Consider the following 13488-nt stretch of genomic DNA (forward strand, 5'->3'; position numbering starts at 1 on the left):
TGGTCAGGATCGCCGGCATGGCCTTTTCATGGATGGCTGCAACCATGACATTCAATGTCGTCGGTCGTCAGCGTCGTTCGTTGTGAGGAAAGTCGCAGACCAAGTGAGGGCCCGGCACCGGCCAAGGCTCGGTGCCGCAGGTCGGCGGTGCGCGAATCGAGACCACACACATTGGATTTTTACGGTGTTCCAAACAGGACAGCACCTTAACAATTGGAACAGTTGGTGCAGCCAACAACAATCCGCATGGATTAAGTTGCTATCGCAAGGCGTTGAATAATAGGGATAATTTTGGGGGAGCTTTGCGATGTGGCGCTCCCTAGCGGAATCGAACCGCTCTCTCCACCGTGAAAGAGATAAGAACACGTCCATGGCGGACTACGTCCGTTTGCAAATCTGAATTCAATCAACAAGTACTGCCACATAGGACCATGCCCATCCATTGAACGTCCAGCCACAGATATTGGACATTCGTTGGACACGATGCTTTTTCGACCTTTTCGGGGGTGATGCATGGCCCGCACAGTCCGAGACGCGAATTTGGAAAAGCGAGAGGCTCGCCGCCGGCTCCCTGTCCGCGGGAAGCCTCATTACCGCGTGATGGAGGAGGGGCTCCACATCCGTTACCGGCGGCTCAAAAACGGCACCGGCAGCTGGGTAGTGCGGAGCTACGTCGGCGAGCAAAAGTATGAGGTCGAAACGATCGGGCCGGCCGACGACCTTTCCGATGCCGACGGCGTCAAAATCCTCAGCTTCTCACAGGCGCAGGCGAGGGCGCGCGAGCTCATGGTCGACCGCGCCAACAAGGCTGCGGTCAAGACCGGACCAATCACCGTCAAATCCGCCATCGACGCCTACATCGAGTTTTTGGAGGCCAAGCGTAAGTCCGGGCAGTTCAGTCGGTACGCCGCGGACGCGTTCATCCTGCCGGTGCTCGGTGCGACCGAGGTCCACGACCTGACAAAGGACCAGATCGAGGCTTGGCACCACGATCTCGCCAAGGCCGGCGCGCGCATCCGAGTGAAGAAAGGCAAGGAGCAGCGGTTCAAAGAGATTGCCGACCCTGAGGAGCACCAGCGCCGGCGCAAGTCCTCAGCAAACCGCATTCTTACAGTGCTCAAGGCCGCGCTGAACAAGGTCTGGCGCGAGCGGAAGGTACAAACGGATGCCGCCTGGCGGGCGGTTGAGCCCTTCAAGGGCGTCGACGCGGCGCGCATACGGTACCTCGAGCTCGCTGAGGCGGCACGACTGCTCAATGCCGCGGATAAGGATTTCCGCCGCTTGGCCCGGGGAGCGCTCGAGACCGGCGCGCGATATGGCGAGCTGACGCGGCTCAAGGTGACCGACCTCAGCCACAACTCCGGCACGGTTTCCATCCGGAAATCCAAGGCGAGCAAATCCCGGCATATCCATTTGACCGAGGACGGCGTCGCTTTCTTCCGCTCAATCACGGCCGGCCGTTCTGGGACTGTCTTTCTGTTCGTCAAAGAGAACGGCGAACCATGGAAAAAGGATCACCAAAAGGATCCCATGCGGGATGCCTGTGAGCGGGCGAAGATTGATCCGCCGATGGGTTTTCACGGCCTGCGCCACACATGGGCTTCTCATGCCGTCATGAACGGCGTGCCATTGATGGTGGTCGCGAAGAACATGGGCCACAGCGACACCAGGATGGTGGAGAAGCATTACGGCCATCTCGCTCCCAGCTACGTCGCCGATGCCATCCGCGCTGGCGCGCCGCGGTTCGATGTCATTGAAGATGGGAAGATTGCGGCGCTGCCGGGGAGGGTGTGATCATGGCCCCGCGAGGTTCATTCAAGAACGAACTCGCCGAGTATCGCCGCTCGCTTGGGCCGATTGGAGATGACCGGCAGGAACTGCTCATGGTTGCCGTTCTCGATCGTTGGCAAGAGCATACCGACGTCGAATTAATCTGGGTAAAGATCACGGGTGCCGTCCCGGACCTTTCTGCCCAATCTTTCATCGGAGGCGTGTTGCACGTCCGCGAGCAGTGCGATCGGCTGCGCCACGTTCTTGAGAAGCCGCCCGGCCTTGTCGCCGACGCGCGGACATCGGCAGCGAAGGATGATGATGCCGATGAGTATGAAGTAGCCGCCTTGAAGCGGCGCATGGCGAAGCAAATGTTGGACCGCGCCAATCGATTGGTCGGTCACAAGAAGGTAAGTGCGCCCCGGCAGCAATTCATGAGGGAGACCAGCAGGATGGTGGAACTCAACTGCGGGAAGCACCTTGATGAGGTCGTGGCAGCGCTGACCGAGATTGCCTTCGACTCCACGACTGACATAAAGGCCGTTCGTGACGCTCGGCGGGCCCCTAAGCGACGCCGGGACATTCGTACCCCAAAATAACGATCGAATGTCCCTCTAAGCGCTCCCGCAAATCACCGAGTCTACTCCCGCACACACGGATGCAGGGAGTTACCGATGCACGCTCAGACCATCTCTACCAAGCGCTCGTTCCGCGTCGACGAGTTTGCCGCCCGCAATTCGATCAGTCGAGCGCAGGTCTATGTCGAGATGAGGGAAGGGCGCCTCAATTCGCGCAAGGTCGGCACCGCGACGCTGATCACGATTGAAGACGAGAGCGCGTGGCTGGCATCTCTGCCGCAGACGAAGCCGCACGCCGGTATTCAGGCGGCGTAGCAGAACGCCGCCCATCCCCGGCCAGGGAGAGCGGCGCTTTTTGCATTTCCCTTTGCGATCACCACCGCAGAGATCACGGACATGGACATATCACCCGAGAGTCCGGCTTGCAAACCCACACCAGTGCGGAAGCGGCTGCAAAACCGCCGAGCCTGCGAAACGTTCGCATTTCAACACCAAGGCGCCGACTTCACCATGTCGACCGGCTGCTATCCGGACGGCACGATGGGCGAAGTTTTCATCAATGCCGCGCACGCAAACAGCGCACTCGATGCGCTCGCTAGCGATGCAGCGATTGCCCTTTCATTCGCCCTGCAGCACGGCGCCGACCTCTCCACCATCGAGCTTGCAATGAAGCGAACGGCCGGCGGTGATCCATCTTCGCCGATCGGCGCGGCGCTGGATCGGTTGTTACCATGACCACGCCGAACACGCTCGCCGACCCGATCGAGATCGCAAAATTCTGGAAGAACAGACGCTGCAACGAGTCCGTGCATGTCGCACTCAGCGGATACGAGGGCCATCCCCTCATCAACGTTCGCGTCTATTCGACCGGGACGGACGGCATCGACCGTCCGACGCTAAAGGGAATAGCGCTGGCAGTCCGCAAATTGCCGGAGCTTGCCCAAGCGATCAAGAAGGCGCTGGTGAAGGCGCAGGCGTTGGGCCTGCTCGACGGCGGGGGCGAGTGATGGGCCTCATCGAACTTGTTCGCCCCGCGCCGCTGCCGATCGAGATCGAGCCGAGGCCTTGCGAGCGCTGCGGACGCACGATCGATCAGCACGATTGCCGCGACGACGGCGATGGACCGCTGTTTTTTTGCTGGAGCGACGGCGACATCGTGACGCTCTGGGAACTCGCCGATCCGCGCGACGCTTGGCGGCAAACGGGGGAAGCACCGCCGGCCTGGACCGTTCGCAATTCGGATATTGCGGGCAGTACGCCTGAAAGGCCGCAGCTCTATCGCACCGCGCAGTCGACCGTCGAGGCATTCCGGTTTGTCGTCGCGGCGGGAGACATTCAGCACGTCAAAGGATGGCTTGGCGACCATCCGAAAGACGCGCCTTACCTGATATCAATTCTGGAGCGCCAGAACCATGCAGCTTAGCCGCGCTCACCTCGACGAACTGCAGCGCGAGTTTGGCGCGCGCGACCAGCAGCCGCCGGCCGATTTCATTCCGCTGCCCAACGGGCCCGAGGACTACGGACTGCAGTCGGACGACGAAACCATTGCCGACGAGCCTTTCGGAAGCTGGGCTCCGGCGCGTGGAGGGGACGGCAAGGGCCGCGGCTCCGATACCGAGGTTACACCGGAGCCGCTCCGGGTGATCACGCCGCCCCATTGGAAGGGGAAGCAGCATGAGTTGCACTGTTCCTTTCTTGCAAGGAGCCGGAGCACAATATCCGCGATCGCGGCGAACGCATCTGCAAGCATCGCGGGTTGGATCTTCACACCATTGCAGACCTGCATATGGTTTTTCCGGATTTGGATGCGACGTGGCTTGTGCACGCGGGCAGAGACGGCCGAATGGCTAGGGCACCGCTGCTCGACTGGCTGGAAAGCTGGATTAAGGAACATAAGCCCGTCCTGGTCGTGATCGATTCCATCGCCGCGGTGTTCGACGGCGAGGCCATTGCTCGGCGCCAGGTTCGCGCCTTCTTCGCGATGTTTCGGAAGATTGCCCGGGATCACGGCATGGCCATTGTGCTTCTGGACCACCCCAGCGTCCGCGGCATGGCCGACGGCACCGGGACGGCCAATAGCGTCGACCGGCGCAATTCGGTTAGATCACCCGACGCGCCGGAACATGGGAAGGGCTGCGACATGAAGCGCCGTCGACGCCTCCGGAAGCGCAACCGACAGCGGCTAGTGGCGCATGCCCGTCGGCTGAGGCGATGACAAAAACTCCGCTCGCGCGCATGCTTTGCAAGCGGGCGGAGTTGATTCGGCCATGGAGATAGAAGCCCTAGTGTCGCTCATGGGACTCGGCGCTTGCGCCTTGCTGCTCATTGCCTTCTGGGGACTCACATCGCGATAGCCACCAAAAAGCTACGCCGGCGGGCTCGAAATACATTGTCCCGGCGGCCGCCTGTTCCAGGCTGGGGCTCTATAGTTCCCAGTAAGTCGATATCAGCAAGCAGCGGGCCAGCGTCTGCGGTGATCGTCCACACGCTCGCGCTGACCGACCGGGGGAAGCAGCAGCCAGCCCGGAGGCTCACCAGCGGCCTCGCCAGAGTCGTGGCCGGGGCCCTAATCGGACACCTCATCCCAGAACTAAGACGGTGGTCAGAATTGACCAGCCAGCCATGGCTGCATGTGATCAACTAGAAGTGGAAATGTTGCTTAGCCGCGGGCTAGCGACATACCCACAGACGGCTCCAGCGCTCGCCAGCCCCGGTGCTGGAGCCAGTCTGCCCACCGGAGGTGCATCCTTTTGGCAAGCCAACGATTCAGACGATGGTCTCCCGGTGACGACGCGCGGCTTTTAATGGTGTGGACCACCGAACTTCATCCAAGGGAGATAGGGAAGGCGCTCGGCCGAACCGAGGTCGCGATTGGTCTTCGTCGCGCCATGCTCGTCAAAAGGCAGCCTGATTATGAGTCCATGAATGCTGATGGTGCTACCAAGTCGTTCTTCGGCCGGAACGAACACCGCTTGCTAAGCATCGGGTCGCCAAGTCGGGCCACCTGCTGGATCAGCGACCTCGGCTTTGTTAGCGTGAAGTAAGGCCAGCCCGATCACAACCACCAGCACCGTTGGGCCCCCTCAGAGACATGGCGGACATTCTGGCGCCCACCGGCACGCCGCCGACCGAGGCGGCCTCCATGCACTCTCAGTCGTCGTTCGCGGCCGAGGGCCGAGTGGCTCCGTCTGCACCTGACATGAAGAGCCCGCAGGCTGTCCGCGGCCGCGTCGCTAACTCCCGCTCAATCTCCGCCATAAGTTGGCGGATTTCTTCCGTGCTGAAGCTCTCCAGGGTTTCGTTCAGATGGGCCCTTAATTCGTCAGGCTGTATCATAGGTTCGGTTGACATGGCGTGACCCGCAATTGGTCAGTCGGAAGCAGCAAGGACTCCCGGTCGCCGAAGATTGCCCAAGGCTGTGCGGCGATGGCTGAGGCTACTTTATGCCCGGCGTTTGACATAATTAATTCAGGCAGTTCTTCGGAACTCCGTTTACCCGCGTTAATCCGTTTGCAGAAACCGCCTTGGGGAGGGGGCGACGTTCGACGCCTGGCGGCTTGGCTTGGATATGAGGCCCCACGCGCGGAATTCAGGAAACGATAGCCGGCTCAGGGCAGCCCTACGAGTCGAGCGACCGTGCCAGGATCTACATGCCGGTCGCGATCGACCCCGTATCGCGCAAGCGCGAGCGAAAGCGACAGGCCGACGAGCTGAAGATCACTACGATCGTCAGGCTTGAAACCCGAAAACTGGCCGCGGTCTGTTGTGTGATCGCAATCATCGGCTGTCCCCTATTTGGTTAGCGGTGCCGACTGGTACGAACAGCGTCGACAGCGTGGGCGAGGAAAACGCTAATGCTCAAGAACACGAGAAGGGCGGCAAATGCCTCGATCATGATCGCGCCCCCGGCCTCGGCATGGCACCGAGGTAACTACAAAGCCAGTGCTGATAGAACTTGTCCAAAATGAACTTCAACATGACGTTCCCCTCTTTAGTTAAGGAACGCTAGCTGCGGCGCGTTGCACGCACATTTCGTGCTTCCCGCAAAATGGTTTCGTCGTCTGTTTCGTGGGAACTCTCACTTCCAGCGGGCCAGCGGCCCGTTGGCGCTGTCGATCGGCACCAAGACAGCCGCCGATCCGGACCCGCATCAGCGGCCTCGTCAGAGTCATGGCGGGGCCTTTAAATGAGCTTCGGGAGCGGGCGCAACTGAGGCGGCCTCAAACTCCAAACGAATGCCTCATTTGGCTCACCATGCGCTGCAGAGCGTAGGTGTACTTGCCTTGGGCGTATTGTTGGTCAGCGAAGTAAAGGGCAGCAATAACGCCCCTTTCATGAGAAACCTCCCAAGGAATTGAACTGGATTGTCGCGCTTCCGCCGGGTTGGGCCATGACCCAAACAGGTCAATTAAAAACGAATGGCCGCGTTGCTCGCTGAACCAGGACAGTCCCGCTTACGTTTCTAGTCTGTCGGCTATCGCTCCTGTTGAATGGCAGGGGGCAATTGGAAGTGGCCGGCAGGGGCCGTCCGTTTTACCTCCGGACGGCCCCAATAACCGCTCGCGTCGAAAGCTGCCGATGCACCAGGGGCTCGCCAGAGTCACGGCAGGGCCCATCTGGCGGCGGTAAGGGCTGCCAACTGAGGCGCCGCCTCCATGCACTCTCAGTCGTCGTTCGCGGCCAAGGGCCGAGTGGCTCCGTCTGCACCTGACATGAAGAGCCCGCAGGCTGTCCGCGGCCGCGTCGCTAACTCCCGCTCAATCTCCGCCATCAATTGCTGGATTTCATCAATGCTATAACTTTCCAAAACCTCGGTTAGAAGCTCCGTCATCCAGCCAGGTGCTGGTACGCGGTGGTTTGACATGGCGTGACCCGCAATTGGTCAGGCAGAAGAACACTCTCAGTCGCCGAAAATTGCCTAATGCTGAACGGCGATGGCTGAGGCCTGTTTCAAAACTGGGGCCCTGAAATCCCAGTGATATGAAATTAGCGAATGCATTGCCAAGCAGATGTGAAGTGGTTCACGCTGGCGCGTGGCAACTTCGGATTTAATGAGCGCGGAGTGTTAGTGCCCCCAACCCCGACACTCCAAGCGCGCGGCCTCGGTTCCCAAAGACTGGGGCCGTACCTTTTGGGGTGACCGCTTGGACACGGACCGAGGCGCCGCCCATTATTCGCTGATAATGCGCAAAACTTCTTCGGGGATGGGGCGCGGCTTGTGGTCTGGGACGCGTTTCGGCTCCTTCGCTTGGGTCTCGCGAAGCTTGCGCAGGATCGCCTCCATCGTGGGCCGTTCTTCCATGACGGTCATCATATTCTCCGTTCGTTGATGACCGGTTATCAGGAACTCTGTTCACCGTGTGCTCCCGCCTGTGAACACGGGTGCGCACGGGCGGGGTCTCCGCAATCTGGTTTGCGATAGGTGCCCCATTCTCAATAAATTTTTAATCGCGGATTGCTACGCATTGCTCAATCGTGGACAGCTCCCAAGCCCCCGCGAGAGTGCGGAACCCGCCGACCTCAACCTCGGTGGGTTTCTGCGTTGTGGGCTGGTGCCCAGGCGCTTGGCGGCCGTCGACCGGCACATGACAGCGGGAAATCCGGACCCGCACCAGCGGCCTCGCGAGAGTCACGGCGGAGCCGTCTGACGGCTGGCGTCGATTGTGACCGAACGGCCTGGCAGCGATAGGCTGCCTCAATCGGCAGCGGGAAAATGCCGGACCGCAAACTCAATCTGACCGTCCGGGAGTTGCCGCCATTTCTCAATGACTGCGGTGAAGCCGCTCTGCGGCGCCTCGTGGATAATTTCGCGGGCTTTGCAGCGAGCAGCGGCCAAGGGCAACGTAAGGATCTCCAGCTGCTGCCCGTTAGACATTCGGTCTGATATATCACGAGGGCGAATGAGCATGTCGGAACTCCAAAGTGGGTGAAAGCCGACGGGTCGTGAGCAATCCGATCGTCGAACTACGGCATGCGCAATCGAGCAGCCATTTTTGTCCCCGCTGTCCACCGATCGGCCCCGTCAACCAACGGCGTCAGTCCATGCCCGTATATGGGATGCACGTTGGACACGCTGCCGGAGGGACGGGATAAGCCATTGAAATAATTGGCGCTCCCTAGCGGAATCGAACCGCTCTCTCCACCGTGAAAGGGTGGCGTCCTAACCGATAGACGAAGGGAGCAAAACTCCCGGCAGATCAATACGTTACCCGTGAGATGCGCCGGACCGGCCACAGCCGTTCAACGACCGCGACGAGCGAACGTATAGTGGCGATTGGCCGGGCCGGCAAGCGCTCTGGAGGGCCTTTTCCCGGCTTGGCGCAGCCGCCGCCACAATCCCAGAATCGCTCTAATCCCGGATGATTTCGCAACCCTTTGTAAAGCCACCGGCGGTAGGGCTGAGCCTTGGGGACGATGTGATGGCTTTAGGGACCAAGAAGCGCGAAGCGCGCAAATCGCTGCGCCAATCCGGCTGGATCACGCTGGATGGCGGATTTGCTGCGCGCCCCTGCATGGTCGAGGATATCTCTCCGTCAGGCGCCAAGATCACTGTCGCGGACAACAACACGCTGCCGGCCAAGCTGCGGCTGGCATTATCGCGCGACACCCGCAGCGGCCGGGCCTGCGAAGTGGTCTGGCGTCGCGGCAAGACCTGCGGCGTCAAATTCGTGAGGTAGAGCGTTTTCGAGCGAAGTGGGTACCGGTTCGCGCAAAGAGAACGCGTCAAAACAAGAATCTAGAACCCCGTTCCGATTCCATCGGAACGGAAACGGCTCTAGCCGCTTCGCGAGCTAGCGTCTTGAGCTAGCCTCTTGGGGCCACGCGCGATAAAAGGCCTGATGCGGACAACATCCTTCGCCATCATCGTCGCCTTGCTGCCGGCTGTTGCGTTCGCCCAGCAAGGCAACCGCTGGAATCTTCAGACACCGACCGATGCCGGCAAGACGCTGCCGTCGAAGGCCACGGCGCGAAGCAATTCCTGCGCGTCGTATGGACCGGGCTACGTCAAGGTCGAGGGCTCCGACACCTGCGTGAAGCTTGGCGGCAGCATCAGCGTGGGCGCCGGAGCGTCCGCCGGGCGCTGACGCGCCTCCTCAGCAAGTCACGACATCGGCGGTGCAATGAAGCGGACGAATCCGGGCCGCTGTGCGATCTCGTTGAACCAGCGCTCCAGATTAGGCAGCTTCGGCTTGCTGACGCCTTCGACGCCGAGCCAGCGCCGCGCATAGGCGCCGATTGCAATGTCGGCGACGGTGAACTGATCGTCCTCGATGAAGCGGCGGGTTGCGAGTTGGCACTCGATAACGCGCCACACGATCGCTGCGGCATCGGCGTCCTTCTGGATCTGCACCATGTCGCGTTTTTCGGGCGGCGTGCGCACCAAGGCCCAGAACACCGGGCGGTCGACCGGCTGTAACATCGACAGCGTCCAGTCGAGCCAGCGGTCGATCGCGGCGCGCGCCTTCGGCGATTGCGGATAGATCGGCGCGCGCTCGCCATAGGCCATGCAGAGATAGCGCATCACCGAATTGGATTCCCACAGCACGTAGTCACCGTCGACCAGTGTCGGCACGCGGCCATTCGGATTCATCGCGAGATAGTCGGGCTGATCGTTCTTGCCGAACTGCATGCCGGCGTCGACGCGCTGAAAGGGCAGGTCGAGTTCAGCCAGGCACCAGAGCACTTTCTGCACATTGACCGAATTGGCCCGGCCCCAGATCGTCAGTTGCTGGTTGCGATCAGTCACGCGTTCTCTCCCGCTGTTGCTGTTTGTCGATGGTCTTAGCGGAGTGCTCGAGGAAAAGCGCGGCATGAATTGTCCGGAGTGCAAAAAAGAGGCCCCGCCGCGTCACGGCAGGGCCTCTCGCATCTCAGTCGGTTGCAGCATTTAAGTCCGTTGCCGGCGCGCTGCGCGTGAACTGGATTCAGCGGCCGAAGAACAGCCACAACAGGATGATCACCGGGATCGGCACACCCAACAGCCAAAGCAAAAGTCCTCTTCCCATTGTCGTCTCCTCCTTGATGGAAGAGCAACGTCGTGGGCCGCTTCATGTTCCTAATCTGGATCCGTAGCGGCTATCCCGCGGATACAAGGCGTCAATCCAGGCTCGAAACGGCGGAGGAATTCGTTCGGCTCACCAGTGGCCGGTGTTCGGCATCGAGGTCCACGGCTCCGCCGGCGGCTTCGGATCGCCCTTCTGCAAGAGCTCGATCGAATGCAGGTCGGGCGAGCGGACGAACGCCATGTTGCCGTCGCGCGGCGGGCGGTTGATGGTGACGCCCATCTTCATCAGTCTGTCGCAGGTCGCGTAGATGTCGTCGACCTCGTAGGCGAGGTGGCCGAAATAGCGGTCCTCGCCGTACTTCTCCTCGTCCCAATTGTAGGTGAGTTCGACCAGCGGCGCGCCGCGGGTCTGCGGCACCGACTTGAGTAAATGGAAATCTTCGGGTGCGCAGAGAAATACCAGCGTGAAGCGGGCCTTGTCGTTGTCGATGCGGCGCACTTCCTGCAGCCCCAGCGCGTCCTGATAGAACTTGATCGCGGCGTCGAGGTTGCGGACGCGCAGCATGGTGTGGAGATAACGCATGGTTGTTGGCTCCCTGGAGTTTCTGGGGACGGTTTGGTCGAGCGGTTCGCGGCACTCAATAGCAGCAAACGGCGTGTCATGGCAGGGTGTCGCAGCGCTTCTGCAATGCCGGTCCGGTCATGGACCCTGGTCGATCTGGCTGTGCATCGGCGTGTCAGCGCGCTCTTAATGTTTTGTAAATGGATTCGGGTGGAATGGCCGTCGGGGACGGCTCCGGACCGGATGCCACGCCAGTTGCGCAAAATCGCCGCAACGCGTCCCGCTCGCGAACCGCCCCGGTTCGCGCCATAATGCTGCAACGGGAGACGGGCGACGAGAGTGATGAAGAACGGACTTTACTCGCTTCACATGCACATGACCGATGGTGTGAGGGGCCGGGACAGCGGCATTCTGATCCTGCGGGATGGCCTCCTGGTTGGCGGCGGTCCGCATTTCTGGTCGATCGGCGCCTACACGGTCGGGGACGGGACCTGGAAGGGACATCTCCGCACCAACCAGCACACGCCGTTTCCGGATCCATTCGTCCGGCCGCTGTCCGGCGGGCAGGAGGTCAATAGCGGCTTTTCGGGTACGTTCTGGGAGGGCGGCGCGGATGCGTTCGGCACCGCGCTGGTGGGAACCCGCAGCCTGAGCTTCCGGGCCACCCTGAAACGGCTGGCCGAGGCGTGATCCGCCTGAACGTGCCGAACACATGTGGCCTGTGGATTTGTGCGCAGCAAGATCACGAAGCCGCTTGGTAAATTCGTTTGGCGCGCCGGTGGATTTGCTGCGGACAAGCTCTGGATAAGGCGGTGGAAGACTTTGGCGGCGGCACGCGCTGAAGCGTTTCCGCATCGGCGATAACCTTGTTCAGTTAGGTTAAGCGCAGGATTGCGTTGCACCGACCTGTGGTTGCGTTACCGATGGCTGCGGTGACAGCCATGATGCCTTCGTTTCACAATGCGGACAGACCGACCCACCGACGCGTGATGGTGGTGGGGCTGCTGTTCTGTGCTGCCTTTGTCGCGATCAGCTTTTGGCTCCGGCCGCAGCCGGAAAACGACCACGTGCTGGTGAAGGCGGATAGGTTGGTTCGTACCGCGGGCGACCCGCACAAAGCGAACTGATGGGGGCAACGCCAATCGACGGCTGCGACCGGCTCAGTCCGGCAGTTTCCCATTCGGGTGCTTGTGATACGTTGCGATGCCGATGAAGCCGGCAAACGCCACCACATTGAGCACAAGTTCCATCCACGCTGGCATGACGCCAACCTCGCTTTCCCGCGAGCTTAAACCCGCAGGTTGTCTTTCTGTTCCGGCGCAAACTGATGGTAGCTCTGCGCAATCGCATGGCTGAGGAACCTGACGACAACGCGCGGTCCGACATCCGATGATCCACGGTTCGTGAGATGGACCGACGGGGCCAATCTGAAACCATCGCCCCGAACTCGCGTTGACATGCCGAACGATGCGAGGAGGATGTGCATGAGAAAGACATTGGCAGTTGTGGCGACGGTGGCGGCAGTTGGCGCAACCACGCTGAGCGCGCCAGCGCAGGCACGCGGTATTGGTCCCGCTTTGGGCTTCGGTCTGGCGGCTGGCGCGATTGCGGCCGGCGTCGCAGGCGCCTACGGCCCTTACGGATATGGCTACGGACCCTATTACGGGCGGGGCTACTATCCGGGGTACGCGTATGGTCCGCGCTACTACGGCCCGGGACCGTACGCTTACTACGGCGGTCCGTATTATCGGCACCACTATTATTACCGTCACTGGTAATGAGGAAAGCCCGGAGCGCACCACTCCGGGCTTTTCAATAGCGCGGCTGACGTGCGCCGGCAGCGCAACGGACATCGTCACGCCTCAAGCGGTCTCCCGCTGAAATCCGCTCCAGGCCCCGCCGAGGGTGCTGGCGTAATATTCCTGGCGCTCGCGCTGAAATCTGTCCTGCGTCGCCTTGAAGCTGGCGATACGCGCGGCGATCTCTTCGCGCTCCTGCACGAGGCTGTCTTCCTTCTCGGTCATTGCCCATCCTGCTTGTGGTCCTATCCTGATGCGAATAGGCGCGGGCGATTTGGGCGTGAATGCGGAATGGACGTTGCAGGATTGTGATGAAGCGAAGGCGGTGGATAAGGCGTACGCCGCCTTGTCGGTCGCTCAGCTTCCCGCTAGCCAAAAGAAAAACCGGAGGCCGCGATGGCAAAGATCGATCTGGACGCACTGAGCATCGAAGAACTCGCAAGCCTGCGCGATCAGGCGACCGAAAAGCTTTATGAGAAAGTTGCGGCACGCCAGGCGGAGCTCGAAGCCGAGCTTCTCAAGCTCTCGCAATATGCAAGGCCGGTGAAGAAGCTGCCGGCGGCGGCACCGATTGCCAAGGTCAGGAAGAGCGACGAGGCTGAGACGCCGAAGGAGCAGGTCGCCAAGGCGGCCTGACCGCCGCGCATCGGTCCCGCAGTAGGTTGAGCCGTGCTATGGTTGGCGCGGCCAACCGGACAATGTCCAGTGATTGCAAAACACGTGATCGCAAAAGGCGTAGTTGCAAAAGATCTCGGCAGCGGCGTCGAGCAACTC

20 protein-coding genes and 1 tRNA gene are annotated in these 13488 nt (G+C 61.0%); 15 read left to right on the plus strand and 6 right to left on the minus strand.

The features are described 5' to 3' along the window. Positions 1 to 513 precede the first annotated feature (513 nt). The 8 genes from UP10_RS14285 (at position 514) to UP10_RS44180 (ending at position 6151) form a co-directional block, all read left to right on the plus strand. A complete protein-coding gene (locus tag UP10_RS14285; RefSeq protein ID WP_044587979.1) occupies positions 514 to 1794 on the plus strand; it encodes a tyrosine-type recombinase/integrase in 1281 nt (426 codons plus the stop codon). Between the two features lie 2 nt (positions 1795 to 1796). After that, the gene (locus UP10_RS14290) at positions 1797 to 2369 is read left to right on the plus strand and encodes a hypothetical protein (RefSeq protein WP_044587980.1); all 573 of its coding nucleotides are present in this window, start codon (positions 1797 to 1799) and stop codon (positions 2367 to 2369) included. A gap of 75 nt (positions 2370 to 2444) precedes the next feature. Beyond that, a complete protein-coding gene (locus UP10_RS14295; protein ID WP_044587981.1) occupies positions 2445 to 2663 on the plus strand; it encodes a hypothetical protein in 219 nt (72 codons plus the stop codon). A gap of 195 nt (positions 2664 to 2858) precedes the next feature. Continuing rightward, entirely contained in the window at positions 2859 to 3083 is a 225-nt protein-coding gene (locus UP10_RS14300; protein ID WP_050043680.1) for a hypothetical protein, read from the plus strand. After that, entirely contained in the window at positions 3080 to 3355 is a 276-nt protein-coding gene (locus tag UP10_RS14305) for a PC4/YdbC family ssDNA-binding protein (RefSeq protein ID WP_044587982.1), read from the plus strand. Before UP10_RS14300 ends, UP10_RS14305 begins: the two co-directional genes overlap by 4 nt. Next, positions 3355 to 3771, plus strand: a complete 417-nt coding sequence (locus UP10_RS42070) for a hypothetical protein (protein WP_050043681.1) — start codon at positions 3355 to 3357, stop codon at positions 3769 to 3771. Before UP10_RS14305 ends, UP10_RS42070 begins: the two co-directional genes overlap by 1 nt. Before the next feature lie 261 nt (positions 3772 to 4032). After that, positions 4033 to 4563 (plus strand): AAA family ATPase, encoded by a 531-nt coding sequence (locus UP10_RS14315; RefSeq protein ID WP_082077110.1) that lies wholly within the window; start codon positions 4033 to 4035, stop codon positions 4561 to 4563. A gap of 1435 nt (positions 4564 to 5998) precedes the next feature. Next, positions 5999 to 6151, plus strand: a complete 153-nt coding sequence (locus UP10_RS44180; protein WP_156179918.1) for a hypothetical protein — start codon at positions 5999 to 6001, stop codon at positions 6149 to 6151. A 1367-nt stretch (positions 6152 to 7518) separates the two neighbouring features. Here UP10_RS44180 and UP10_RS44185 read toward each other — a convergent pair. Beyond that, positions 7519 to 7659, minus strand: a complete 141-nt coding sequence (locus UP10_RS44185) for a hypothetical protein (protein WP_156179921.1) — start codon at positions 7657 to 7659, stop codon at positions 7519 to 7521. 384 nt (positions 7660 to 8043) lie between these two features. Further along, positions 8044 to 8256, minus strand: a complete 213-nt coding sequence (locus UP10_RS45210) for a hypothetical protein (RefSeq protein ID WP_044587985.1) — start codon at positions 8254 to 8256, stop codon at positions 8044 to 8046. A 35-nt stretch (positions 8257 to 8291) separates the two neighbouring features. Between UP10_RS45210 and UP10_RS46635 the strand changes: the two genes are divergently transcribed. Beyond that, positions 8292 to 8441, plus strand: a complete 150-nt coding sequence (locus UP10_RS46635) for a zinc finger domain-containing protein (protein ID WP_197086809.1) — start codon at positions 8292 to 8294, stop codon at positions 8439 to 8441. Between the two features lie 14 nt (positions 8442 to 8455). On the opposite strand, the gene UP10_RS14335 is transcribed toward UP10_RS46635, so the two are convergent. Then, a tRNA-Glu gene (locus tag UP10_RS14335) sits at positions 8456 to 8530 on the minus strand. Positions 8531 to 8767: 237 nt separating this feature from the next. Here UP10_RS14335 and UP10_RS14340 point away from each other — a divergent pair. Together UP10_RS14340 and UP10_RS14345 are read left to right on the plus strand one after the other, a co-directional pair. After that, the gene (locus tag UP10_RS14340) at positions 8768 to 9025 is read left to right on the plus strand and encodes a PilZ domain-containing protein (RefSeq protein WP_044588250.1); all 258 of its coding nucleotides are present in this window, start codon (positions 8768 to 8770) and stop codon (positions 9023 to 9025) included. 162 nt (positions 9026 to 9187) lie between these two features. Next, positions 9188 to 9433, plus strand: a complete 246-nt coding sequence (locus UP10_RS14345) for a hypothetical protein (RefSeq protein WP_044588251.1) — start codon at positions 9188 to 9190, stop codon at positions 9431 to 9433. A 17-nt stretch (positions 9434 to 9450) separates the two neighbouring features. On the opposite strand, the gene UP10_RS14350 is transcribed toward UP10_RS14345, so the two are convergent. Together UP10_RS14350 and UP10_RS14355 are read right to left on the minus strand one after the other, a co-directional pair. Then, complete coding sequence (locus UP10_RS14350) at positions 9451 to 10095, minus strand: glutathione S-transferase family protein (RefSeq protein ID WP_044587986.1); 645 nt, start codon at positions 10093 to 10095, stop codon at positions 9451 to 9453. A 388-nt stretch (positions 10096 to 10483) separates the two neighbouring features. Then, positions 10484 to 10936 (minus strand): VOC family protein, encoded by a 453-nt coding sequence (locus tag UP10_RS14355; protein WP_044587987.1) that lies wholly within the window; start codon positions 10934 to 10936, stop codon positions 10484 to 10486. A 321-nt stretch (positions 10937 to 11257) separates the two neighbouring features. On the opposite strand from UP10_RS14355, the gene UP10_RS14360 reads away from it, so the two are divergent. The 3 genes from UP10_RS14360 to UP10_RS43020 all read left to right on the plus strand — a co-directional run bounded on the left by UP10_RS14360 (position 11258) and on the right by UP10_RS43020 (position 12693). Beyond that, positions 11258 to 11605 (plus strand): GrlR family regulatory protein, encoded by a 348-nt coding sequence (locus tag UP10_RS14360; protein WP_044587988.1) that lies wholly within the window; start codon positions 11258 to 11260, stop codon positions 11603 to 11605. Positions 11606 to 11838: 233 nt separating this feature from the next. Further along, positions 11839 to 12042 (plus strand): hypothetical protein, encoded by a 204-nt coding sequence (locus UP10_RS14365; RefSeq protein ID WP_082077112.1) that lies wholly within the window; start codon positions 11839 to 11841, stop codon positions 12040 to 12042. Positions 12043 to 12399: 357 nt separating this feature from the next. After that, positions 12400 to 12693 carry a hypothetical protein gene (locus UP10_RS43020; protein WP_082077147.1) on the plus strand — a complete coding sequence of 98 codons (294 nt, stop codon included), beginning with the start codon at positions 12400 to 12402 and terminating at the stop codon, positions 12691 to 12693. Positions 12694 to 12777: 84 nt separating this feature from the next. Here UP10_RS43020 and UP10_RS45215 read toward each other — a convergent pair whose 3' ends face one another. Then, on the minus strand, positions 12778 to 12939 hold the full coding sequence (locus tag UP10_RS45215) for a hypothetical protein (RefSeq protein WP_197086810.1): 162 nt from the start codon (positions 12937 to 12939) through the stop codon (positions 12778 to 12780). A gap of 171 nt (positions 12940 to 13110) precedes the next feature. Here UP10_RS45215 and UP10_RS14370 point away from each other — a divergent pair, with 171 nt between their 5' ends. Beyond that, positions 13111 to 13350 (plus strand): hypothetical protein, encoded by a 240-nt coding sequence (locus UP10_RS14370; RefSeq protein ID WP_044587989.1) that lies wholly within the window; start codon positions 13111 to 13113, stop codon positions 13348 to 13350. Positions 13351 to 13488 lie beyond the last annotated feature (138 nt).

Origin of the sequence: Bradyrhizobium sp. LTSPM299, assembly GCF_000938235.1 — a bacterium.
Classification (GTDB): Bacteria; Pseudomonadota; Alphaproteobacteria; order Rhizobiales; family Xanthobacteraceae; genus Bradyrhizobium.